At 59.0% G+C, this 22476-nt stretch carries 18 protein-coding genes and 3 tRNA genes; 7 read left to right on the plus strand and 14 right to left on the minus strand.

Annotated features, from left to right (window positions below):
• Positions 1-89 precede the first annotated feature (89 nt).
• From ACED87_RS08270 to ACED87_RS08285, 4 genes are all read right to left on the minus strand, one after another.
• Positions 90-162: transfer RNA gene (locus ACED87_RS08270), tRNA-Phe, on the minus strand.
• A 63-nt stretch (positions 163-225) separates the two neighbouring features.
• A tRNA-Asp gene (locus ACED87_RS08275) sits at positions 226-299 on the minus strand.
• A 51-nt stretch (positions 300-350) separates the two neighbouring features.
• Positions 351-423: transfer RNA gene (locus ACED87_RS08280), tRNA-Glu, on the minus strand.
• A 367-nt stretch (positions 424-790) separates the two neighbouring features.
• Positions 791-1822: a universal stress protein gene (locus ACED87_RS08285; RefSeq protein WP_449081394.1), complete on the minus strand. Its 1032-nt coding sequence runs from the start codon at positions 1820-1822 to the stop codon at positions 791-793.
• A gap of 186 nt (positions 1823-2008) precedes the next feature.
• Between ACED87_RS08285 and ACED87_RS08290 the strand changes: the two genes are divergently transcribed.
• Positions 2009-3373, plus strand: a complete 1365-nt coding sequence (locus tag ACED87_RS08290; protein ID WP_449089894.1) for a D-arabinono-1,4-lactone oxidase — start codon at positions 2009-2011, stop codon at positions 3371-3373.
• 92 nt (positions 3374-3465) lie between these two features.
• Here the strand turns inward: ACED87_RS08290 and ACED87_RS08295 are convergent, their stop codons facing one another.
• Both ACED87_RS08295 and ACED87_RS08300 read right to left on the minus strand, forming a co-directional pair.
• Positions 3466-4872: an FAD-dependent oxidoreductase gene (locus tag ACED87_RS08295; protein ID WP_449089895.1), complete on the minus strand. Its 1407-nt coding sequence runs from the start codon at positions 4870-4872 to the stop codon at positions 3466-3468.
• A gap of 438 nt (positions 4873-5310) precedes the next feature.
• A complete protein-coding gene (locus ACED87_RS08300) occupies positions 5311-5658 on the minus strand; it encodes a DUF2218 domain-containing protein (RefSeq protein WP_449089896.1) in 348 nt (115 codons plus the stop codon).
• A 220-nt stretch (positions 5659-5878) separates the two neighbouring features.
• On the opposite strand from ACED87_RS08300, the gene ACED87_RS08305 reads away from it, so the two are divergent.
• A complete protein-coding gene (locus ACED87_RS08305; RefSeq protein ID WP_449081411.1) occupies positions 5879-7357 on the plus strand; it encodes an NCS2 family permease in 1479 nt (492 codons plus the stop codon).
• A 166-nt stretch (positions 7358-7523) separates the two neighbouring features.
• Entirely contained in the window at positions 7524-7946 is a 423-nt protein-coding gene (locus tag ACED87_RS08310; protein ID WP_449089897.1) for a YchJ family protein, read from the plus strand.
• 85 nt (positions 7947-8031) lie between these two features.
• Here ACED87_RS08310 and ACED87_RS08315 read toward each other — a convergent pair whose 3' ends face one another.
• The 3 genes from ACED87_RS08315 to ACED87_RS08325 all read right to left on the minus strand — a co-directional run bounded on the left by ACED87_RS08315 (position 8032) and on the right by ACED87_RS08325 (position 11696).
• Positions 8032-8949, minus strand: coding sequence for a spermidine synthase (locus ACED87_RS08315; RefSeq protein ID WP_449089898.1), 918 nt, complete (start codon positions 8947-8949; stop codon positions 8032-8034).
• A 363-nt stretch (positions 8950-9312) separates the two neighbouring features.
• The gene (locus tag ACED87_RS08320) at positions 9313-11148 is read right to left on the minus strand and encodes a hypothetical protein (protein ID WP_449089899.1); all 1836 of its coding nucleotides are present in this window, start codon (positions 11146-11148) and stop codon (positions 9313-9315) included.
• Positions 11149-11150: 2 nt separating this feature from the next.
• Positions 11151-11696 (minus strand): hypothetical protein, encoded by a 546-nt coding sequence (locus ACED87_RS08325; RefSeq protein WP_449089900.1) that lies wholly within the window; start codon positions 11694-11696, stop codon positions 11151-11153.
• A gap of 265 nt (positions 11697-11961) precedes the next feature.
• On the opposite strand from ACED87_RS08325, the gene purB reads away from it, so the two are divergent.
• Positions 11962-13395 carry an adenylosuccinate lyase gene (gene purB / locus ACED87_RS08330; protein WP_449089901.1) on the plus strand — a complete coding sequence of 478 codons (1434 nt, stop codon included), beginning with the start codon at positions 11962-11964 and terminating at the stop codon, positions 13393-13395.
• 93 nt (positions 13396-13488) lie between these two features.
• Positions 13489-14565 (plus strand): hypothetical protein, encoded by a 1077-nt coding sequence (locus tag ACED87_RS08335; protein WP_449089902.1) that lies wholly within the window; start codon positions 13489-13491, stop codon positions 14563-14565.
• A 94-nt stretch (positions 14566-14659) separates the two neighbouring features.
• Here the strand turns inward: ACED87_RS08335 and ypfJ are convergent, their stop codons facing one another.
• From ypfJ to ACED87_RS08360, 5 genes are all read right to left on the minus strand, one after another.
• Positions 14660-15607, minus strand: a complete 948-nt coding sequence (ypfJ, locus tag ACED87_RS08340; RefSeq protein ID WP_449089903.1) for a KPN_02809 family neutral zinc metallopeptidase — start codon at positions 15605-15607, stop codon at positions 14660-14662.
• Positions 15608-15632: 25 nt separating this feature from the next.
• Positions 15633-16430 carry a di- and tripeptidase gene (locus ACED87_RS08345; RefSeq protein ID WP_449089904.1) on the minus strand — a complete coding sequence of 266 codons (798 nt, stop codon included), beginning with the start codon at positions 16428-16430 and terminating at the stop codon, positions 15633-15635.
• A gap of 141 nt (positions 16431-16571) precedes the next feature.
• Positions 16572-17381 carry a spermidine synthase gene (locus ACED87_RS08350; RefSeq protein ID WP_449089905.1) on the minus strand — a complete coding sequence of 270 codons (810 nt, stop codon included), beginning with the start codon at positions 17379-17381 and terminating at the stop codon, positions 16572-16574.
• 24 nt (positions 17382-17405) lie between these two features.
• Entirely contained in the window at positions 17406-18221 is an 816-nt protein-coding gene (locus ACED87_RS08355) for a carbon-nitrogen hydrolase family protein (RefSeq protein WP_449081430.1), read from the minus strand.
• A 60-nt stretch (positions 18222-18281) separates the two neighbouring features.
• Entirely contained in the window at positions 18282-18968 is a 687-nt protein-coding gene (locus ACED87_RS08360) for a DsbA family protein (RefSeq protein WP_449089906.1), read from the minus strand.
• Positions 18969-19192: 224 nt separating this feature from the next.
• On the opposite strand from ACED87_RS08360, the gene pta reads away from it, so the two are divergent.
• The gene (pta, locus tag ACED87_RS08365; RefSeq protein ID WP_449089907.1) at positions 19193-21304 is read left to right on the plus strand and encodes a phosphate acetyltransferase; all 2112 of its coding nucleotides are present in this window, start codon (positions 19193-19195) and stop codon (positions 21302-21304) included.
• A gap of 21 nt (positions 21305-21325) precedes the next feature.
• Positions 21326-22462: an acetate/propionate family kinase gene (locus ACED87_RS08370; RefSeq protein WP_449081436.1), complete on the plus strand. Its 1137-nt coding sequence runs from the start codon at positions 21326-21328 to the stop codon at positions 22460-22462.
• Positions 22463-22476: the final 14 nt, after the last annotated feature.

Here is a 22476-nt window from a genome sequence, read left to right on the forward strand (position 1 = left end):
CCCCAGCCAGGTAAAACCTAGAGGCTGGGGCTCTTATTCTTTAAAGTAAAAAACCCACTCTCATGTAGAAGCCTAGAGAGTGGATTTCGTGGCTCCGACCGGCGTCGATCCGGTGACCTTACGATTTTCAGTCGCACGCTCTACCAACTGAGCTACAGAGCCAGGCATACCCTTAGATATGCCACAACCGCGCCTTCCCACAAGTGAGAACTTACGCGGTCGGAGCGACCCCGACGGGACTTGAACCCGCGACCTCCGCCGTGACAGGGCGGCGCGCTAACCAACTGCGCTACGGGGCCAAAGCAAGAATAAAAAATTCTCACATGGCCGTGAAACTAAAAGTTTCACAGTACCCCCAACGGGATTTGAACCCGTGTTACCGCCGTGAAAGGGCGGCGTCCTAGGCCGCTAGACGATAGGGGCTAGTTCGCTATTTCGTGACCGGCTTTGTTTCCTCAGCCCGTCGCTCGAACAAGTAATACATTACGCGACTTCAAACAGGGGCGCAAACCGAAAAGCACCAACAGGAGCCCTTTAAGGGCAAAAATTGGGTGCCTTGTGCCACAAAATTCACCGCATGGTAACCATGGCTACACACAGATTGCCTAGTCAAAGCCAAGAGAGCCGCTACAGGCGTCCGCCCAAAAAATTTTTCAACTTTTTTAAAAAAGACGGCAGGATAGCGCCGTCGGAGCCCCTTTTAGCCTCAAAAGGAGCTTCGGCGGGAGCTATCCTGCCTTTCTCTTACACCCAGCCTACTCCCCTACCAGGGAGCTGGCTAGCACAAGTCTTAGCCCCAGGTGAAGCCGGCCTCAGGAGCCTGCTCAACACGGGGGTCTTCAATCTCAGGAACAATCATGACCGGCACCTGAGTATTGTGCAAAATACCCTGAGAAGTAGAACCCAACAACATGCCCGCAAGACCACCGCGGCCACGAGTACCGACCACAATCAGATCGGCAGCCTTACCAGCTTCAAGCAGCACCTGCACCGGGGATCCATCAATGAGCTTGAACTCGATTTCCAGCTGAGGGAAGTAACCACGAATCCACTCAGCAGCCTTACGCTGCAAATCAGCAATCTCACGGTACAAGGCCTCAAAATCAACAGCCGCAGGAACCCAGTTCAGGGCACCAGTGTAAGGGGCAAGAGCATTGACCAAGGTGAGCTTAACACCGCGGCGGCTGGCCTCATCCGCTGCCTGCATCATAGCCAAACGAGCCTCAACAGAGCCGTCCGAACCAACCACCACAGACTGGCCCCCACCCAAAATCTCAGGATTAGCCTCAATCTTCTCAGCATAAGAATGAGGCACAGCCACCGTGGGGCAGTGAGAATGGGCAGGCAAAGAAGTAGATACCGTACCCAACAGACGGCCCAAGAAGCCCCCGTGAGAACGCGAACCCACAACCATTAGCTCAGCGCGCTTAGACAGTTCCAGAAGCACGGCGGTCGCATCACCAGTCTCTACCGTTGCCCGAAGCTCCACACTGGTTTCACCAACGCGAGAATGGGCCTCATCAAGAATCTGGGCGACACCATCTGTCAGAGCCTGCTCATCGACCATAGAGTAACCAGCATCAAAACCGGTACCAGTAAAAACAGGCAGAGAGTAGGCGGTGACCATACGAACAGGCACCTTGCGGATTTCAGCCTCGTGCACAGCCCAGCGCAGGGCACCATAGCTCTGATCTGAGCCGTCAAGGCCAACGATGATTTCGCCAGAGGCCTGGGCCACTTCTGCAATGTCGTTGCGGGCAGCTACTGCTTTTTCCCCGAAGGTGAGGGCGCGTTCGGTCATGGTCATCTCCTTAAGATTCATGATGACCCCGCTTCTGCCAGCCGAATTGTCGGCGTTACTGCCGGGGCCTACCCCTAGCTTAGTCCGGGCCGAGTGAGCCACATGACTTATTTCGCTTCATTACCAAATTTATTCATTTTTGAACTACACAGTTCGAAAGGAAACCCAACTCCCAGCCAGCACCCACCTCTCCATGCGAAAATAAGCATGAAAGAGCAAGAATCGAGGAAGATCATGGCCACCACCCCGCAGACAAACCCCTCGTGGAGCACCTGGGCACACCAACACAACACACAGCCCACCGGCGTCCTCGCGCCCCGCTCAACGCCCGAACTACAAGGACAGATTCAGGACGCCGCCACACAGGGCACCAGAGTCAAAGTCATGGGACGAGGACGCAGCGCCTCCGCCATCGGGCAACCCGCAGGCGCCCTACTCACACTCGAACACCTCACCGGCCTAATACGAGTAGAGCCCCACAACCTCACCGCCACCTTCCTAGCAGGCACCACCGTGCGCGAAGCCAACCGCCTACTAGGCCACTACAAACTAGCCTTCACCAACCTAGGGCACCTAGACGACCAAACCCTCGCCGGGGCTATCTCCACCGGCTTTCACGGCACCGGCCTCACCTACGGCACCTTCGCCACCCAAGTAGCCGAACTCAAACTCGTAGACGCCACCGGCACCCTACTCACCTGCTCACCCCAGCAAAACCCAGAAATCTTCTCAGCAGCCCTCTGCGGGCTAGGAGCCCTCGGCATCATCGTAGAAATCACCTTCAACCTCGTGCCACAATTCCGCCTGCACGCAGCCGAACGCGGGCACTCCTACCAAGACATCATCCACTCCTTCGAAGAACGGGCACGCGGGGCCGACCACTACGAATTCAGCTGGTTCCCCGGCTCCAACGAAGTACGCACCCGCAGACTCACCCGCCTAGCCCTCCTGACCGACGGCTACATGCCCGCCAGCGCCGCCCTCAGCCAGGCCCGCCGCTACGGCGGTGACTACCTACTCAACAACGGAATCTTCTCAGCCCTCAGCTACACCGGCGCCAAAATACCGGCCATGCAACCAGTGCTCAACAAGGTATCAAACTGGGGCAAAGGCAACCGCCGCTACGCCGACTACTCAGCCCGCGTCTTCACCATTAACCGCACCGTGCGACAAAACAACATGGAATACGCCTTCAGCATGCCCCAGTTCGCTGACCTCATGCGCGATCTACGCACCCACCTAGCCTCACACCCCGGCCAGAGCGCCTACCCCCTGGTCATACGCACCGCAGCAGCCGATAACATCTGGCTCTCCCAGGCCTACGGCCGGGAAACCTTCTATATCTCAGCCCGCGCCTACTGGCGTCAGCCCCACACAGAACTCTTCGGCACCCTCGAAGAAATCTTCAAAACACACGGCGGCCGCCCCCACTGGGGCCAGCACCACACCCAGGACGCAGAGGCCCTCTCCCAGCTCTACCCCCGCTTCGAGAACTTCGTAGAACTCCGTGAAGAACTAGACCCCTCAGGTCTCTTCCTCAACCCCTACCTAGACTGGGTGCTCATGCGGTGACGCCCCGCAGGTAGGTACCACCTACATCAGAAAAACCCACCAACTAGGTGGATTTTTCTGATGTAGATGGTCTTTTCTGAAAGAACCTGACGCTACTCGCCGCGTGAAATAGCGGTCATCTCATCACGGTCAACCACCTTAACGCGGGCACGCGGCTCACCAGCGGCGTCCTTGGCTTCAGCGCCCAGAGCCTTCTCATGCTCATCCAGGCGGTGCCAGCCTTCCCAGGTGGTGTAACGGACGCCAGCCTCATCAAGGAAGGCCTCAATCGCAGCCGGGTCAGCAGCCTCAGCAGTGTAAAGGTTCTCACGGTCTTCGAGCAGGTGAGTGACGGTCTCAAGGGCATCTGACTTAGTAGAACCAATCAGACCAACAGGGCCACGCTTAATCCAGCCAGTGGCATAAAGACCAGGAACAGGAACCTCACTATCATCAATGACCCGACCCTCAACATTGGTAATCACACCGCGGGCAGTGTCATAGCCAACCTCAGGTAGCTCAGAACCAAAATAGCCAATAGCACGGTAAACAGCCTGCACCGGGTAATCAATAAACTCACCCGTACCACTCACACCACCATTACCGTTAAGCTCAGTGCGTTCCATCTTGATGCCAGTGACCTTACCGTGCTCACCCAGAATCTCAGCCGGTGACTGCAAGAAATGCAGGTGCAGGCGGCGGGAGGCAGTACCAGGGTTCTCCTTCTGAGCCTCAAGCCAGCCATTGAGGGTCTTCATCATGACCTTGGTCTGGGCGTTAGTTTCCATAGCCTCACGAGAAGCATCATCAAACTGGAAATCTTCCTCATACAGCACGATGTCAACATCACGAGAATGAGCCAACTCGCGCAGCTCAAGGGGAGTGAACTTAATCTGCGCCGGGCCACGGCGACCAAAAACGTGCACATCAGTGACGGGGGAAGACTTAAGACCCTCGTAGACGTTATCGGGAATTTCAGTGACCAGCAGGTCATCAGCGTGCTTGGAGAGCACACGGGCGATGTCCAAAGCCACGTTACCGTTACCCAGCACAGCAATTTCCTTAGCCTCCAGGGGCCAGGTGCGAGGAACGTCAGGGTGACCGTCATACCAGGAGACAAAATCAGAAGCACCGTAAGACCCAATCAGGTCAACACCGGGGATATCCAGGCTGGCGTCCTTAATAGCACCGGTGGCGAAGATGATGGCATCGTAGTGCTTACGCAAATCAGCCAAGGTAACGTCAGTACCGTAGTTAACATTGCCGAAGAAGCGGATATCGCCGCGGTCAAGCACCTTGTGCAAGGCGTTAATAATGCCCTTAATGCGGGGGTGGTCGGGGGCTACACCGTAGCGGATCAGGCCGAAGGGGGCAGGGTAGCGGTCGAAAATGTCGATAGCTACAGGCACAGCTCCGGTGCGGACTTCTTCGCTTTTGGTGAGGATATCTGCGGCGTAGATACCTGCGGGACCTGCACCGATCACGGCAACGCGCAGGGCGCGGGGGGCTTCGGTTGACACGGGTTTTCCTTTCGGCGCCGGGCATAGGTAGGCACGGCGGGTTGGGACTTTAGTTCTGCTCTAGTCTACCGAGTTTGGAGCGGACGTCGCCGCCCCGATGACAGAGTAAGTCCTGGGAATACCGTGAGCAGGGGCGTTAGATAGCTCCAGCCTGGGACCAACCAGCATCCAAACATTCTTGAGGAGCAGTGAAAATACTGGTCTTGATTTCCTCACTCTGGGCAAGAGCCTCTGCACCAATTCACTATGATCTTCAGTAAATTGGGAAAATTCATACCGCAGCACCCAGCCCCACAGGCAGAAACCACCACACCAGAGCAGCACCAGCCCGTTGAACCAGATCAAGGCCCCATCTACCTCATCTCAATGCTCATAACGCTCCAACGGTGCAGCGGGAAAAAATTCAGTTTCAAACATGCACCCGCACACCCCAGGACCCTAGAGGGCTACGAAAGTGACGGTGAGGCCGTCCTTCTCACCAAAGCGTTCCAGGTGGCGGCCCAGCACGCCTTCAAGGCGCTCACGACCCTCAGCGGTTGCGGCGTAGGCCAGCAGGACAAGACGCTCGACGCCGTCCACCTCCTGCACCAGCACATCGCCGTAGCCCCCGAAGTTACCGTCGCGGTTAAAGGTCAGGCGGTGGCCGCCCTCAATCTCTTCAACCGTAATCTTGTGCCCGAAGTGGCTGGCCAGCTGCTTGGCATAGCGGGCAGGGCGGTCGGTTTCTACCACTGCACGAGAGCGGACGGTCAGTGTTTCAATAGCGGGGTATTGAGAAGTAGTCACGGATAGCCTTTCTTGAAAGTTAGGTTCACCTAAATACTACCGCAGGGTGCAGGTAAATCCCTCAAACAACCTTTGCATAGCGTCACACCCGCTCCCCTCGCCAGATACCAGCACAGGCGCGTACACTAGGGAGGTACATCAGCGCCGTCCGCACTCCAAAGGACGGCGCGCCTTCGTTCCTGGGCCACACAACCCACCCGAGTATCGACGGATTTCACGAATGTCTTCTGAGAACACCGCGGCTCACAAAACCGCACCACAGGCGCCCACCAGCGCCCTCGACCGCTACTTCAAAATCACCGAACGCGGCTCCACCCTCTCCACCGAAGTTCGCGGTGGCCTAGCAACCTTCTTCGCCATGGCCTACATCGTAGTGCTCAACCCCCTCATCCTGGGCCTCGGCCCAGACGGGGCAGGCAACACCCTCGGTGTAGAACGCGTCGCAGCCGCAACCGCCCTAGTAGCAGGCGTCCTGACCATCATCATGGGCCTGTGGGCCAAGCAGCCCTTCGCCATGGCAGCGGGTCTGGGCGTCAACGCCCTGCTGGCCTCCACCATCGCCACCACCCCCAACCTCACCTGGCCCCAAATCATGGGCCTCGTCATCTGGGCCGGTATCGTCATGGCCATCCTGGTACTCACCGGCTTCCGCCGCGCCGTCTTCGAAGCCGTCCCCGAATCACTCAAAACCGCTATCGTCGTAGGCATCGGCCTCTTCATCTCCCTCATCGGCCTGGTCAACGCCGGAATCGTCCGCCGCATGCCCGACGCAGCAGGCACCACCGTACCCGTCTCCTTCGGCGCAGGCGGCCACCTCCAAGGCTGGCCCATCTTCGTCTTCCTCTTCGGCCTCTTCCTCACCATCGCCCTCTTCATCCGCAACGTGCGCGGGGCGATTCTGATTGGTGTAGTCGCCTCAACCATCCTGGCAATCGTCCTAGAAACCCTCTGGCCCTCAGGTTCCTCCCTAGACTCAGCCACCGGCTGGTCACTCATGATCCCCGGCATCCCCTCCCAATGGATCGGCCACCCCGACCTCTCCCTCATCGGCTCAGTCGACATGATCGGGGCGTTCTCCGCCTCATCCATCGGCACCCTAGGGGCCACCATGCTCATGTTCGCCATCCTGCTAGCAGTCTTCTTCGACGTCATGGGCACCTCCGTAGGCCTAGCCACCGAAGCAGGAACTATCGACAAAAACGGCAAAATTGAGAACATCGACCGGGTACTCCTCATCGACGCCGCAGGCTCCGTCATCGGCGGTGGCTCATCAAGCTCCGCCCACCAAATCTTCGTAGAATCAGCCACCGGCATCGGTGAAGGCGCCCGCACCGGCTTCGCCAACATCGTCACCGGTGCCCTCTTCCTGCTGGCCGTCTTCATCTCCCCGCTCGTTTCCATCGTGCCCTTCGAAGCTGTCGCCCCCGCACTGGTTGTCGTCGGCTTCCTCATGGTCCGTCAGGCCGTTCACATCGGCTGGACCGACTGGGGCCTAGGCATCCCCGCCTTCCTGACCATCATCATGATGCCCTTCACCTACTCCATCGCTGACGGTATCGGTGCCGGCTTCATCGCCTTCACCTTCATCCGCCTGGTACAGGGCCGCGGCAAAGAAGTACACCCCATCATGTACATCGTCTCCGCTGCCTTCCTTATCTTCTTCGGCATGGGCGTCATCGAAGGCTGGATGCACCCCTAACCCACACCCCTTCCAACTACCCCAGTTGTAGTGCGCCCCTTAGACGGGGCACCACCACAACTGGGGTATTTGCCTTTAACACGCACCACCAGAGCAGACACCAGCAGGCAGACACCAGCCCCCTCCCCCACCGGCAAGCTGCCCTCCCACCTGTTTTAATAGAAACATGCTTGAACCCGACACCCGTTGCCCCTGCGGCACCGGCGAAACCTACAGCGCCTGCTGCGGACGCTACCACTGCCAGTTTGCCCAGACCGGCAGCCTCATTGCGCCCACCCCCGAGGCGCTCATGCGCTCACGCTTCACAGCCTTTGCAATCGGCCTACCCGACTACCTACTAGCCACCTGGCACCCCAGCACCCGGCCAGCGTCCTTAGACCTTGACCCCATCCTGCGCTGGTACCGCCTAGATATTCTCAGCGCAGCAGGCGGCCCCTTCGACACCACCGGCGGGGTAGAATTCGCCGCCTACTACCGGTCACAACCTGGCACACCCGACACCGAAAAAGTACGCGGAGTGCAAACCGAAGTCTCCCGCTTCACCAAAGAAAACGGGGCCTGGTACTACGTTGACGGTGAGGTCAACTAACCCCAACAAACATTTTCGCCCTACTCCTTCTCTCTTCACCCCGAGATAATCTCTAGGGCTATGAGAAAAGGAATAGGGCGATATTTTATTGGCCGGCACGAAGCTGAGCGTCTAGCTGGGCCAGATCTACTTCCGGTTGGGCGTCGCGGCGCGGGGTAGTTGAACGGGCAAAATCGCGCACCCAGCTATCGTCCTTATATTGGGCGGGGACGCCGCCACCTAGCAGGCGCTTAGTGATAGCAGCGGTGAGTAGCTCCCCAGCCACCGGCAGGGGCGCATGCGAACCGGCAATAATGACGTTACCCTTACGTCGGCCCTTGAGCATGGCCGGGTCAGCCACAATACACGTATGCTCAAAAACCTCTGCAATGGCAGCAGCTTCAGCCCGGGCACCGGCCAGGGAGCGGTCGTCCCCACAGTTAATGATGTAGAGCCCATTAGGGGCTAGCGAGCGCTCGGCCAGTTGGGTGAATTCGAGCGTGGTGAGCGGTTCGGGGGTGATGTAGCCTGCGAAGACGTCGCGGATAATGACATCGCGTGATGCAGCGGCGAAGCCTTCGGTGACGGTTCTGGCTTCTCCTACCCTGATTTTGATGGTGGGGGCCTTGGGCAGGTCGAACCATTGGCGCACGTAGCTGGCGAGTTTTCCGTCGAGTTCGACCACGGTGTTGTGGCTGGCCGGGTAGAGGTCTGCTAGGTAGCGGGCCATGGAGCAGGCTCCGCCGCCTAGGTGGGTGATGCGGAGTTTGGTGGGGTTCAGGTGGGTGTCGATGAAGGGTTCGATGACGGCTGCTAGCCAGCGCATGTATTCAAAGTCGAGTTCGCGGGGTTGGCCGAGCACGATATGGGAGGATTCCATGCCGTTGATTTCGAGTACCCAGCCGCCGGGGGTGTAGTCGTCTTCAATGAGTTCGGCTAGGCCGGTGTCGATGGGGTAGGTTCCTTCGGCTAGGGCCGTGGGGGTTTCTACTTGTTTTTTGGGGGTTCGTCTGCGTTTTGCCACCTCTCTAGCCTAGTGGGTCGGCGGGCTCAGTGTGGCTTGTTAGGGTGAGAGGGCAGTGACAGTGAGTGAAAGGACGGGGCTGGGGGAAGCTCTTTTTGATGCTGTGCTTTACCCGCAGGAGCCTGCTTATCTCTGGTATATCGTGGGCAATGATCGGGCGGTAGGTTTTTATCGGCCTCGGGGTTTTGAGGTTGAGGGGTTGGCTGTACAGTGCGGTGGTGCTTGGTACCCGGCGAGGACAGCCCGCATGTTTCACGGGCTGCCTTTGCCGTCTTAGTAGGGAAGGTGGGGCGGGCGGACGCCGGTGGGTACCGGCAGTGGCTGATGGAAGTTGGGCACCGGCGATGGGCCCTGCCTCCCTTTTTACCCGGGTGAGTTCGCGCTCTCAGGCAGAAAGACACTTACCCCCTCGTCAATGGTTTCATCACTGATGAGGTCCCCTACCCCTGCCAGGTTGGTGAGGTTACGGGCATGGTGCTTGGCGGTAGGTTGGTAGACCTGGATGCTGCTATCTAGCAGGGGTGCCGGTGGTTTTTCCCCAAAGCTGGGAGGGGTGAAAGTGGGGTTATGCAGTTGTAGGTCACCGATTTTGACCTTGCGTAGCTGTGTATCGAGCCAGCGGTCACTTTTTTGGATGATTTCAGTATCGATGGTGCGCAGGACTGAGTCAGTATCTTGGTAGAGCTCTGAGGGGTTGATGCTTGCACTGTGGATCAAGCGATGACCGCCCCCTATTTTCTGGATCCCAGCGTGGGTGGCGTTGCTGACCCCTAGTAGGGCCATCTGTTCCTGTTCGGTGCGGGTAATACCGGGTCTTTGGGTTGTCCCGGCGATAATGGTGGTGTCTGCAAGGGTGTAGCCGCCCATGAGCTCTTCCAGTTCGGGTATTACTTCATCTGTGCCGGGGTTTGCGGCCGCTATCTTCGTATATTCTTCGGCGCCGTGGAATCCTACATCGTCAGGTCGATGGGGCAGCACTGTAGCCACATCGGGGGCATAATCGTCCCGGTCGCCTTGTAGGTAAGGCACAGGGTCTGCCTCATAGCGGACGTCAACGTGTATCACAGAGTCCGGGACCTTAATGTCATCTACCGGGCTGGCCTGGGTGAGGAGGCCCTTGACCTTGTAGCGGGACCCAAACGATGTGTTGGATGCCAGGGCAGCAGCGGTCAGCCCACCTTGGCTAAAGCCAGCTAGAATTATTTCGCTGCCCTCAGGTGCGCCAGCTTCTTCCAAGGTGCGTTCTACTTGGGTCATCAGGGCGGTGTACTGTTCTGGGGTGAGGTCGGGGTTGTAGCCAGAAGCGGCGCTTCCAGCTGCACCAGCCCAGGAGTTGGTGCCTCCGCGCCAGAGTTGAAAGAAGCCGTTTCTTTCGGGGTCGCCATCGGTACCGGGGATTGTGATGAGGTACTGGGTTTGGCCGGTTTCTGGGTTGTAAAGGGTTTGAACCATGACGTGGTCCCAGGCACCTTGGTAGTTGGCAGATTCAAAGAGCTCATCGCCCCGATTTTCGATGCCTTCCATGCGATGGAAGTGCTCGGCGATTCCGCGGGTAGTGAGCGGCAGTTCTTGCGACTGGCCCTGGGTGGGGTTGATTTCGTTAGTCATGTCGCGGGTGGCACGTAGCCGCCCATTAGCCCCCGCAATCTGCGACAGTTTATTGATGCCATTGGTGAATTTTCGTATTTCTTGCCGCCCTTCAGGGGTTCTACGAGCCAGCAAAAAAGCGTCCTTGGCGGGGGAAACCACGGTCACTGCTGCTTGTGAAACAACTAGTTTGAGCTGGTCGAACTGGTAGCCAAAGGCTGACTGGATACCTAGTACCGTCGCCTTGCCCCGTGCCTGGGCTTGTTCGGCCTGGGTTATTACGTGGTTGGCGAAGGCTTCGGCCTGCTGGTAGTTCTCAGCGGCGGTGCGCACCCCCCTGGCAAGGTTGTGCATGCCACTGACCAGGGTGGTGAGCGTCAGGGTACTGGTACCTAAGGACGCCAGGGCCCGGGCCCCTGCCCCTGTAAAGTCGAGGGAGGCCAGAAGGGCCAGGCGGGCAGTGAGGCCACCGAGCGCGTGGCTACTTTCTTCGTAGCGTCCTGCTACAGCCGAGAGTTGCTGGGCTAAGGGCTCAAGTTCAGCGAATTCTACCGAGATGCGGCCGTTAGAGGGGGCGGCACCTACGGTAGCAGGAAGATATGCGCCTGCCATGTCTACCACCCCTCTGTAGCTAAAGCGGTACTCACGCGAGTAAGTAAGGGGTTGTTCATAGCGGAGGTTAGGGCCCCGTGTAGGGCAGGGAGGTTAGCTTGTTCAGCGTGCACAATAAAGTCATCAAGGTCGATGTCTTCCAGCACGGCCATACTGGCTAGGGCGGTGTCGACAGCTGCCCCGGCAAGACCAATAGCAGAAGCTACCACTTCAAGTTCAGCGGCGACAGCTTCACCGGCTAGGCGCACCTCCTGGGCGCTGGCCTCTAGTTCCCCGCGCATGCCCCTAGCTGTGGCCTCTTCTGCCGCTAGGGCACTGTGAAAGGCGCGGCCAGCGGTAGACTCCCACTCTATCTGCCCGGCGGCAAGGGCCTGCCCGGCAGCTTGCCCGATGGCGTCCGCCTGCCCCAGCACCTCTTGCGCCAGAGCAGCTGACCATTCTCGTACCCGCTGGGCCAGGCCCAGGGCACCTGCCGAGGCCCCTGCTGCACCCTGACTCCCCAGACCTGCCCTACCTGCGGCGGCAGTAAGTTCATAGACCGAAGGCACTGCGTTCTCTCCTTGCATCTCTAAACCGACGATTCCTTAGCACACACCCTAAAAGCGACGCCCTGCCACCTACCAGCCCACACCCGCCTGTGGATAAGCACCCGCCACAGCATCTGGTCTAAACCACCGCACAAACGGTGCAGCTATGACGCAAAGATGACGTAGGCAGTCCACAGCCCTTGACGGTGGCCACCTGCTGCCATAAAAGCCCATCTCATACCCCGCAAAACGTGCACCGTCCGCCTCGCCGTGAGAAACTAGTGTCATGTCTCATCGTGAAAACTCCACCACTTTGCCCTCTGGCCGTCACTCCCTCACCGGCGCAGGCCTGGCCCTTGGCGCCCTCGACGGACGTTACAAGGCCGCCACCGAACCCCTCGTCGACTACCTCTCAGAGGCCGCCCTCAACCGCGACCGCATCCACGTTGAAGTTGAATGGTTCATCTACCTCTGCGACCACCAGGTACTGCCTGGCCTCGAACCCCTCACTGACGATCAGCGTGCCGGTCTGCGCGCCATCGTCACCGATTTCACCGAAGAATCTGCCGCTGAACTGGCAGAAATCGAAGCCGTCACCGTCCACGATGTGAAGGCCGTAGAATACTTCATCGCCCGCCGTCTCGAGCCCCTGGGCCTAGAGAAGCTCAAGCCCCTGGTCCACTTTGGTTGCACCAGTGAAGACATCAACAACCTCTCCTACGCCCTAGGTATTAAGGACGCCGTCACCAACGTCTGGCTGCCTGCCGCCCGTGGCCTGGTCGAGCAGATCATGAAGCTAGCCGAAGAGGCCCGCGAGGTGCCCATGCTCTCTCGCACCCACGGCCAGCCCGCCACCCCCTCAACCCTGGGTAAAGAGCTAGCTGTCTTCGCCTACCGATTGAACCGCCAGATTAAGCACGTTGAACAGGCTGAGTTCCTGGGCAAAATCAACGGTGCAACCGGCACCTACTCCGCCCACGTGGTCTCTGTTCCGACCGCCAACTGGCAGAAAATTTCAGAAGAGTTCGTCACCGGCCTGGGCCTAGACTGGAACCCCCTGACCACCCAGATCGAAAACCACGACTGGCAGGCTGAGCTTTACTCCTCCATCGCCCACTTCAACCAGGTGCTGCACAACCTCTGCACCGATGTGTGGAGCTACATTTCCATCCGGTTCTTCCGCCAGATTCCTGTTGCAGGTGCCACCGGCTCCTCCACCATGCCCCATAAGGTCAACCCCATCCGTTTTGAGAACGCTGAGGCCAACCTCGAAATCTCCAACGCCCTGCTCAACACCCTGGGCGCCACCCTCATCCAGTCCCGCTGGCAGCGCGATCTGACCGATTCATCTTCCCAGCGCAATATTGGTGTCGCCTTCGGCCACTCCATTTTGGCTATCTCCAACGTGGTCAAGGGCCTAGAGCGCCTGGACATCGCCAGCGACGTCATTGCCGCTGACCTTGATGAGAACTGGGAAGTTCTAGCTGAAGCCATCCAGATGGTCATGCGCGCCGAAGCTATCGCAGGCACCCCCGGCATGGAAGACCCCTATGAGCGTCTCAAGGAGCTGACCCGCGGCCACCGCGTCGACGCTGCCCGCCTCAAGGAATTCGTCGCCGAACTTGGCCTGAGCAAGGACGCCGAATCTCGACTTTCAGAGCTCACCCCGGCAACCTACATCGGCCTGGCCCCCTCACTGCTAGAGCACGCCACCCGCTAAAAACTGGCTCAAACAGATTACGTAAGGAAACCCCGTCATATCTGGCGGGGTTTTCTGCTGCCCCGAGAGGTTTTCACTTTTAGGATAGATGGTATGACCGAGAACCCCCTCCCCGCAGACAGCTCGCCCGAACAAACCCCGCTGGCCCTGCGTCGCCTGCGCAAGCTCCGCGCCCGCCACCCCCACGCTACCCCAGCAGAACTGGCAGAAAGCCTGGGCGGAATCTTCGTGCGCGACTTCACCCTGGTCGGCTCAGCCCAGGCCGGGGCGCAAGAGCTAACACCCAACGTCCTCGGTAGCGTCACCCGCAACCGCCGCATTGCCGGGCTCACCCAGGCAGCCGCCCATCTAGGGGCGGTCCAGCAGGGCATGGCCAGCTACAGCCGGGCCGCCCATCACGGCATTACAACTACCGCCCATGTGGGTAGCGCTCAGGCCATCAAAACCTATCTGCACGGTATGGCCCTGCTCTACGGCCTACAGGTTGAGAGCAACGACGAGGCAGCAGCGGCCGTTTTGGGTCAGGACGTCAACGAGCTACTCACCCAGGTCGAAAATATTCCCAACACCGGAGTGCGCCAGGGGCAGCAGATGAACATTCTAGGAGCCGTAGCCGCCATCGGCCTGCGCAACCCGCAAACCCTGCTACTGGTCAAAGCCGGCGAACAGCTGGTCAAAGCAGGGGGCGCTGTTTTTGCTAGTCAGAAGATGCGCCGGGATTTTGCTCAACAGATTATCGCCCAGGTAGAGCAGAACCTGGGGGCCGCCCCAAGCCTTTTATCTCAGAGCACTCTCGCAGTCTTAGAGGAAAGTAAGGACGCCAGCACAGCAGACAGTGCCACCAGCCAGGAGGGCGCTGCCCCGGCAGAACCCTGGGATGATGATGCTGACCTGCTAGAACTCTCTGCTGAAGAGGTCAGCGCCCTTGAGGCACCGGAACCTGTTGAGCCCTCCCAGGTGGAAGAGCCTGCACCTGTTGAACCCTCTCAGATTGAGGCACCTGAGCCGGTGGCAGCGTCCGCCCTTGAAGAGCCTGCCCCGGTAGTGACCGAAACCCAGGTGCGGCCCAGTACCCAAGCAGAGCTGGCGGCAGCCGACGGGGCAAGCGCTAAGGGTGCCCGCCTAGCTGCCCGTGCCTTCGTCCGCGCCCACTCTCGTTTTAAGGGTTAAAAGAAGGAGGGACCAGATTCCTCCCCTATGCCCTGTGGGCATGAAGTACATGGGGAGGAATCTGGTCCCTACTGCTCCTAGCTAAAAGCTCTGACTAGGAGTTAAAGGGCTGGTTGCAGGCAGCCATGGTGCCCTCGGTGTAGCCCCTGGTGAACCAGTAGACGCGCTGTTCTGAGGAGCCATGAGTCCACAAATCAGGGTTGACCTGCTGGCCAGATGAACGCTGAATTGCATCATCACCAATGGCGCGGGCAGTATCAATGGCCTGCTGAATCTGGTTCTGAGTCAGCGGATTAAGCAGGGCGTTCTCGCCCTTATCAGCCTGAGAAGCCCACACACCGGCGTAGCAGTCAGCCTGAACCTCAACCTGCACAGCACCAGAATCAGCGCCTGGGTCCTGGTAGTCAGAGTATTTTAGGGTGCCCATGGTCTGCTGGATATGGTGGGCGAATTCGTGGGCCGTCACGTACATGACCGCGAAATCACCATTGGAACCGCCCATCGCTTTGAGCTGGTCGAAGAAGGGAACCGACATGTACACTGTCTGGTCAGCCGGGCAGTAGAAGGGGCCGGTCTGCGAGATATTGGCGGTACCGCACCCTGTGGAGATGTGCCCCTCCCCCAGCACCAGATCAGGTGCCGTGTAGGAGATACCTGCCTCGGCAGGGAGTTTTTCTTCCCACACCATACCCAGGCTCACGCCGGTCGCTAGAATACGGCAGTCGTCGTAGCGGTTGGCGTCCTCATAGGTCTGGCAGTGCTCAAAGTTCCCGGCACCGGTGACCTGCTTCTGTTGGGCGTCATTGCCGTACATGGAGTTAGAGTTTCCACCGCCGGTCAGGCCCCCTAAGCCACCTGAGGCAAAGAAGAAGATGGCGGCGACAACCAGCACACCGGGGATGCCGAACTTGCGGCCTACGCTGCTCATTAGCATCATCATGAGCGGGTTCATGCCCCCGCCACCGCCACCGCTGCCTCGGTCGTTGCCGCCTGATGAGCCGCGCTGCGAATAGTTATTATTCAGGTTGTCGTTAAAGCCCATGTCAGTCCTGCTTTATTTCTCTGTCTTATTGTTCAAGCTGGGCGGGTTCGCCCTGCGCACTTTCAGAGCTATCTGCGCCGCTACCGCCTTGGAACTTGGGGGCACGGTCCAGGTTGAGCTCATCAGGGAACACAGGGGGCAAGGCGCCGAAGGTCTGCTCTACAGACTTGACCACGTTCTTGCCCAGGGCCAGGTTGGCGCCGCCACCGACGACCGCACCCACGCCGAAGGGTAGGGCGCGGCCCAGTAGGGCACCGGACTGGCGGGTGAGAAAGCGCTTAATGAACATGTTGCGGAGGGTGCGCTCAATACTGAAAATCTTGCCTGAGTCCTTAGAGCCCATCATCATGCCCCACTTGCGGGAGACACCACCGGTCTTACCGGTGTGGGCCAGGATAGAGTTCATGAGCACGGAGCCGTCTTCACCGAGCATGATGGCCATGACCATCAGGCGGGCCTTGTCGGGGTCTTCTATGTGCACGCCGTGCAGTTCGGCCATGGCCTGGGCGAAGATGGCGGTACGTTCGAGGTAGCCGCCGACTGCCAGAACAGAGAGGCCGACGGACGCTGCGGTACCCAGGCCGGGTACGAAAGCGGTTGCACCCACGGCTCCACCGCCGACTGTCACATCGCGTAGGTAGGTCTTTTCAAGGCGGCGAGCGATTTGGTCGGGGGTTTCGTGGGGGTGCTTCTCACGCATCTTTTTGAGCATGGAAACAATCAGGGGGCGCTGAATCTTCAGCACGGTGTCTACAGTGCGGGTGACCGCGGGCTTGGGCTGACCGTTAGCGTCAAAGGCGCTTGATGCGTTGAAGTTGAACATGCATCTAGTTTACCGACAAACCGTCTTAAACACAGTCTACTTTCTATCGTGTATGCCCTGGGCGTGGCAGGTTCTTTCAACCCTCACCCTGCCAGGAACAAACCTGCTCCTACAATAAGTAGCATCACCCGACAGCTAGCCCTAAGCCAGTTGGTCAAGCAGCTCCACTAGCTCATCGGTGCCCAGAGCGGACGCCGGGTGCGGGCCCGCTGCAACCAGGCAGGTAGCAGCGTCCTGCGTCAGGGCCGTCTGCGAGCCCACCAGAATCAGGTTGCCCGCATGGCGCCCGCTGAGCATGGTGGTATCCGCCAGACACCAAACATGCTCAAAAACCTCAAGGAGGGTGCGGGCCTGGGCTACGAAGAAGCTCAGCCCGGCGTCATCACCCACATTGACGGCAAGCAGCCCGCCCGCCCTACCGCCGGTGGCTGGGGCCAGGCAGTTACGCAGGTCGGTGTAGAACTCAGCGGTAGTCAGGTGGGCTGGGGCCTCCCAGCCCGAAAAAATATCCAGGACCACCAGGTCAAGGCCAGCAGGGGCACCCAGCTCCTCTTTCAGTCGGGGGGCTGCCGCGGCGGCGTCCTCAATGAGCACCTTACAGTTAGTGCCAGCAGGTAGGGGCAGCTGCTCCATCACAAAACCGGGCAGTTCCCGCTCAATATCAACAGCCACCTGGGCTGAGCCGGGGCGAGTGGCTTGAATATAGCGCACCAGGGTCAGTGCGCCCGCACCCAGGTGAGCGGCGGTCAGAGGCTTACCTGCCTCGCCCTGAAGATCGACCAGGTTGCCGATACGGCGAAGGTACTCGTAGAAAATGAAGTCGGGGTGGGCTAAATCCACGTGGGACTGCTCGGCCCCACCAATTTCAAGAATACGGCCGGTCTTAGAGAACCCATCGGGGGCAACCGAAGCGCTGAGGCCAGAAAAAGAAAGCTGAATGGTGCGTGACATGCTCTCTAGCCTAGCGCCTTACCGCTAGTACCCCAGCCTGGCGTTGCTCAGCACCGGCAGCTTGGCGCGAGCATCATCGACCTGAGCCAGGTCAAGATCAACCACTAGAATCTCAGGCTTCTCACCGGCCTCAGCTAAGGTCACACCGAAGGGGGAAACGACCCGGGAGTAGCCCACACCGGTTGGCTGGGTGATATCTGCCCGCGGGTCAGCACTCGCAGGGGAGGCCTGATCAACGGCCAGCACAAACATGTTGGAGTCCAGGGCGCGGGCACTGGTGAGAATCTGCCACTGGTTTACCTTGCCCTCTCCCCCAGCCCACGAAGCGGCCACAATCGTAGCCTTAGCCCCAGCCCGAGAATAGTCAGCAAAAAGCTTGGGGAAGCGCACGTCGTAGCAGGTGGCCAGGCCGATGGTGGTGCCGTCCACAGTGATGGTCATCAGCTGCTGGCCAGCCTTCACCGCCTCAGATTCTTTAAAACCGAAGGCATCGTAGAGGTGCACCTTGGTGTAGACCGTCTCAACCCCATTCTGGTCTAGGCAGTAGAGATTGTTATAGACCCGCAGGTTCCACTCATCAGATAGCTGCACTGGGGCGAACCCGCCCGCCACCACGGTCACATAGTTTTCGCGAGCGATATTAGCTAGGGCGGTGCGGAAGGTCAGCTCATGCTGGGCCGCATCGTCATAGAGCTGCCCGCCGAAGCTGAGCATGGCAGCTTCCGGGAAGACTACCAGGCGGGCACCGCGCTGGGCTGCCAGGGCAGTGTACTCACGGATGATCTCAATGTTGTGAGCAACGTCTTTGGTGCTGAGCATCTGGGCTAAAGCTATCTTCATATTTTTAACTCTAAAGGGGCGGGCCCGGCTGTGACCAGGTGCCCGCCCCTTCCAAGGGTTTTAGAGGCCAGCAGCCTTCTTGAAGGCTGCCACCATGTCAGAGACGCTAGTTGCCGAATCGACGTTATCAAGGGCGGTGCCGTTGATAACGAAGCTGGGGGTGCCCTTAACGCCGGCGTCAACGCCCTCCTGGTATTCCTGCTTAATTAGGGTCAGGGATTCTTCGTTGGGCAGATCCTGCTCAAAACGGGTGCGGTCTAGGCCCAGCTGCTGAGCGTAATCGCCCATGAGGGTGTTGAACTGGTCGGTGTCAGTGATGGCTTTCCAGTCTTCCTGGTGGGTGTAGAGGTGCTCTGCCATCTGCACGTAGGCGCCCTGGGCTTCAGCAGCCTGCACAGCCTGGGCTGCGGGCACAGCGTTGGCGTGCTTCGGCAAGGGGAAGTGACGCACTGTTACATTCATGATTCCATCGAGCTTGGAGGCAGCTTCACGGTAGGTAGGGTCAGCTTTGGCGCAGTAGGGGCACATCAAGTCGGTGTAGAGGGTGACGGTGGGGGCGCCCTCTGTGACAGAGTTGAGCTGGTAGCCCTCATCGGTGCGGACGCCGGTAGCAGCAGGGCTGGTGGTAGTGGGAGCGCTGGCAGTAGCTGAAGCGTCGCCAGTATTTTCCTTTGAGGTGCCACAAGCTACGAGACCTGCCACAGGCAGGAGGCTAACGAGGGTGCGGCGTGTCATTTTCATAGACATAAGAAAGGCTTCTTTCAGGTCGATTATTTCTTCTTTTACCCTAGCAATTTGAGGTCGCTTGTTACGGTCACAGGCTGTCAACAAACGTCCTTCTCATGAGATAGCACACAAATACACGGCGCACCGCCCCTAAACCCAGGCGAACGAATAAACTCAGAAGTAAACCTACGGTAGCTCTAGGGCCGCCGTAACCCATAAACACAGCCAAAAGGATGTAGACCCAGATGATCAACGGCATGTACATTTCCGCGATGAACCAGGGCTCAGGCAAGTCCCTCATCGCCATCGGCCTCATTGATTCCCTCGTCAAGAAAACCGACCGTGTAGGCTTCTTCCGCCCCGTCTTCAATGGTGAAACTGAAGCTAACGATCCTCTGATCAGCCTTGTCCGCTCCAAGTACGAGCTCACCGAGAAGCAGGCCCGCGGTGGTGTCTCCCTGAGCCGTTGCCGTGAACTTCTCGCCTCAGGCAACCACGAAGAAATGTCTTCCATCGCCGTCTCCACCTACGCCCAGATGGCTGAAGAGTGCGACGTCATCGTTGTTGATGGCACCGACCTGGTCGCCCACAACGCAGCAACCGTTGAATTCGACCTCAACGCCCAGTTCGCTAAGGACCTTGGCACCCCCGTCATCGCTGTCATTGGCGCCCAGGACTCCTCCGTTGCAGATGCTGTCAACGCTGTTGATGTAGCCCGCACCGAGCTTCAGTCAGCCAAGGTTGACGTCCTTGCCGTCATGATTAACCGCGCCAACCCCGAAGAGCGCGAAGAGATTCTGCAGAGCGTCAAGCGCAGCCCCTCCAACCGTCCCGTCTACGTTCTGCCCGAGCTACCCGAAATCGCTCTGCCGACCGTTGCTGAAGTTGTCAACGACCTCAACCTCGACCGTGACGGCATGGACCAGGACTTCCTGGACCGCGATATTCACGACATCAAGATCGCGGCTATGACCGTCTCCAACTTCCTCACCCAGTTCGCTGACGGTGACTTCGTCATCGTCCCCGGTGACCGCTCAGACATCATGGTCGCCACCCTGGCCTCTGCCCTGGCACCGAACTTCCCCGCCCCCTCAGGTATGCTCCTGACCGGTGGCCTGGCCAGCGACCTTAAGGGCGACACCGCCATCGGCCAGCTCGTTGAGAAAGCACCCTTCCCTGTTTTCTCCACCCAGCTTGACACCTTCAAGTCAGGTCGCGCTGTTTCACGCGTCCGCGGCCAGCTAGCCCTGGGCCAGCCCCGCAAGATTGCAACCGCCCTGGGCGAATGGTCACGCAACGTCGACGAAAACGAGCTCTTCGAGCGTCTGGAACTCGAGCGTCCTGCCACCATGACTCCGCTGCGCTTCCTGCACAACCTGATTGAAAAGGCTCGCAGCAACCGCCGCTCCATCGTCCTGCCTGAAGGCTACGACCCCCGTATCCTGCGCGCAGCTTCCATCATCGTGCGCCGTGACTTCTGCGACCTGGTTCTAATCGGTAACCCCGAAAAGATTGCAGAAATCTGCCAGCGCGAGTCCATCGACCTGCCCGTTGCAGCAGACGGTAAGCGCGGCGTCACCATCATCGACCTGGAGAACAACGAATACGCCGAAGACTTCGCCGCAACCTACGCCGAACTGCGCGCTCACAAGGGCATCACCCTGGAAGCTGCCCAGAACCGCATGATGGACCCCTCCTACTTCGGCACCATGCTGGTCTACAAGGGCATCGTCGATGGTATGGTTTCCGGCGCTGTGAACACCACCGCTAACACCATCCGTCCTTCCCTGGAATTCATCAAGACCCGTGAAGGCGTCAAGGTTGTTTCTTCCGTCTTCCTCATGCTCATGGAAGACCGCGTACTGGTCTTCGGTGACTGCGCCGTGAACCCCAACCCCAACCCCGAGCAGCTTGCAGATATCGCTAAGGCATCTGCTGAAACTGCCCGCCAGTTTGGTGTTGAACCCAAGGTCGCTATGCTCTCCTACTCCACCGGTTCCTCCGGCTCCGGTGCGGACGTTGAGCAGGTCATCGAAGCTACCGAGAAGCTGCGCGAATCCAACCCCGACTTCGCTTTTGAAGGCCCCATCCAGTTCGACGCGGCCTCCAACATGTCCATCGCATCCTCCAAGCTACCCGGCTCAGAGGTTGCAGGTCAGGCAACCGTCTTCATCTTCCCCGACCTGAACACCGGTAACAACACCTACAAGGCTGTTCAGCAGACCTCCGGTGCTGTAGCAGTTGGCCCCGTCCTTCAGGGCCTGCGCAAGCCCGTCAACGACCTGTCCCGCGGCGCTACCGTTGATGACATCATCAACACCGTAGCGATCACCGCAATCCAGGCCCAGACCCTCTAAAAATCAAAGGAAAACATTTACATGCTCGTACTCGTTATTAACTGCGGTTCCTCATCTGTGAAGTACCAGGTGCGCGACACCTCCGCTACCGGCGAAGAGAACCAGGTCGTCGCTAAGGGCCTGGTCGAGAACATCGGCTCCGCTGAGATCCCCACCCACACCGAAGCCCTGGACATCATGGCCAAGGCCCTGGTAGAACCCCTGCACGGCAAGACCATCGACGCTATCGGTCACCGTATCGTTCAGGGTGGCGACGTCTTCTCAGAGCCCGTCCTCATCACCGATGACGTTATCGCTAAGATTGACGAACTCTCACCCCTGGCACCCCTGCACAACCCCGCCCACGTACTGGGTCTGAAGGCTGCACAGGAAACCTACCCCGGCGTACCCATGGTTGCTGTCTTCGACACCGCATTCCACGGCACCATGCCCGAGCACGTTTACCGCTACGCAGTTCCCGAAGAACTGGTTGAGAAGTACAGCGTCCGCCGCTACGGCTTCCACGGCACCAGCCACGACTACGTCACCGGTGTTGCCGCAGAATTCCTGGGTATGGACCGCTCAGAATTCAACGGTGTTATCGCCCACCTGGGTAACGGCGCCTCCGTCACCGCTGTTGAAGGTGGCAAGTGCCTGGACACCTCCATGGGCTACACCCCCCTCGCTGGCCTGGTCATGGGTACCCGCTCCGGCGACATCGACCCCTCCGTCCTGACCAACGTCATGCAGCGTGGCAACATCTCCCCCGAAGAGATGGACCGCATCCTCAACAAGGAATCAGGTCTGCTCGCTATTGCTGGCAGCAGCGACATGCGCGAAGTTGAAAGCGGCGCAGAAAACGGCGACAAGCGCGCCCAGCTGGCACTGGACATGGCCTCCTACCGCCTGGCTAAGTACATCGGTGGCTACCACGTAGCAGTCGGCGGCGCTAAGGCCCTGATCTTCACCGCAGGTATCGGCGAGAACTCACCCGTATTCCGTCAGCTGACCATCGACCGTCTGAGCGCCCTGGGCCTGACCATCGATGCAGAAGCTAACAAGGTACGCGGCGACGAGCCCCGCCTGATCTCCACCGAAGAGTCAGCCTTCCCCGTTCTGGTTGTTCCCACCAACGAAGAAAAGGCTATCGCTGAGGCTACCGCAGAACTGGTTGCCTAAGTTCTAGCTACTCT

Source organism: Rothia sp. 32237D007AR (assembly GCF_053544675.1).

Excerpts from the sequence above, each read along its gene's own strand:
- ACED87_RS08285 (WP_449081394.1), bottom strand. The coding sequence starts at position 1,822 with ATGAATCTTAAGGAGATGACCATGACCGAACGCGCCCTCACCTTCGGG.
- ACED87_RS08290 (WP_449089894.1), top strand. The coding sequence starts at position 2,009 with ATGAAAGAGCAAGAATCGAGGAAGATCATGGCCACCACCCCGCAGACA.
- ACED87_RS08305 (WP_449081411.1), top strand. The coding sequence starts at position 5,879 with ATGTCTTCTGAGAACACCGCGGCTCACAAAACCGCACCACAGGCGCCC.
- ACED87_RS08310 (WP_449089897.1), top strand. The coding sequence starts at position 7,524 with ATGCTTGAACCCGACACCCGTTGCCCCTGCGGCACCGGCGAAACCTAC.
- ACED87_RS08320 (WP_449089899.1), bottom strand. The coding sequence starts at position 11,148 with ATGGCAGGCGCATATCTTCCTGCTACCGTAGGTGCCGCCCCCTCTAAC.
- purB (WP_449089901.1), top strand. The coding sequence starts at position 11,962 with ATGTCTCATCGTGAAAACTCCACCACTTTGCCCTCTGGCCGTCACTCC.
- ACED87_RS08335 (WP_449089902.1), top strand. The coding sequence starts at position 13,489 with ATGACCGAGAACCCCCTCCCCGCAGACAGCTCGCCCGAACAAACCCCG.
- ypfJ (WP_449089903.1), bottom strand. The coding sequence starts at position 15,607 with ATGGGCTTTAACGACAACCTGAATAATAACTATTCGCAGCGCGGCTCA.
- ACED87_RS08345 (WP_449089904.1), bottom strand. The coding sequence starts at position 16,430 with ATGTTCAACTTCAACGCATCAAGCGCCTTTGACGCTAACGGTCAGCCC.
- ACED87_RS08350 (WP_449089905.1), bottom strand. The coding sequence starts at position 17,381 with ATGTCACGCACCATTCAGCTTTCTTTTTCTGGCCTCAGCGCTTCGGTT.
- ACED87_RS08355 (WP_449081430.1), bottom strand. The coding sequence starts at position 18,221 with ATGAAGATAGCTTTAGCCCAGATGCTCAGCACCAAAGACGTTGCTCAC.
- ACED87_RS08360 (WP_449089906.1), bottom strand. The coding sequence starts at position 18,968 with ATGTCTATGAAAATGACACGCCGCACCCTCGTTAGCCTCCTGCCTGTG.
- pta (WP_449089907.1), top strand. The coding sequence starts at position 19,193 with ATGATCAACGGCATGTACATTTCCGCGATGAACCAGGGCTCAGGCAAG.
- ACED87_RS08370 (WP_449081436.1), top strand. The coding sequence starts at position 21,326 with ATGCTCGTACTCGTTATTAACTGCGGTTCCTCATCTGTGAAGTACCAG.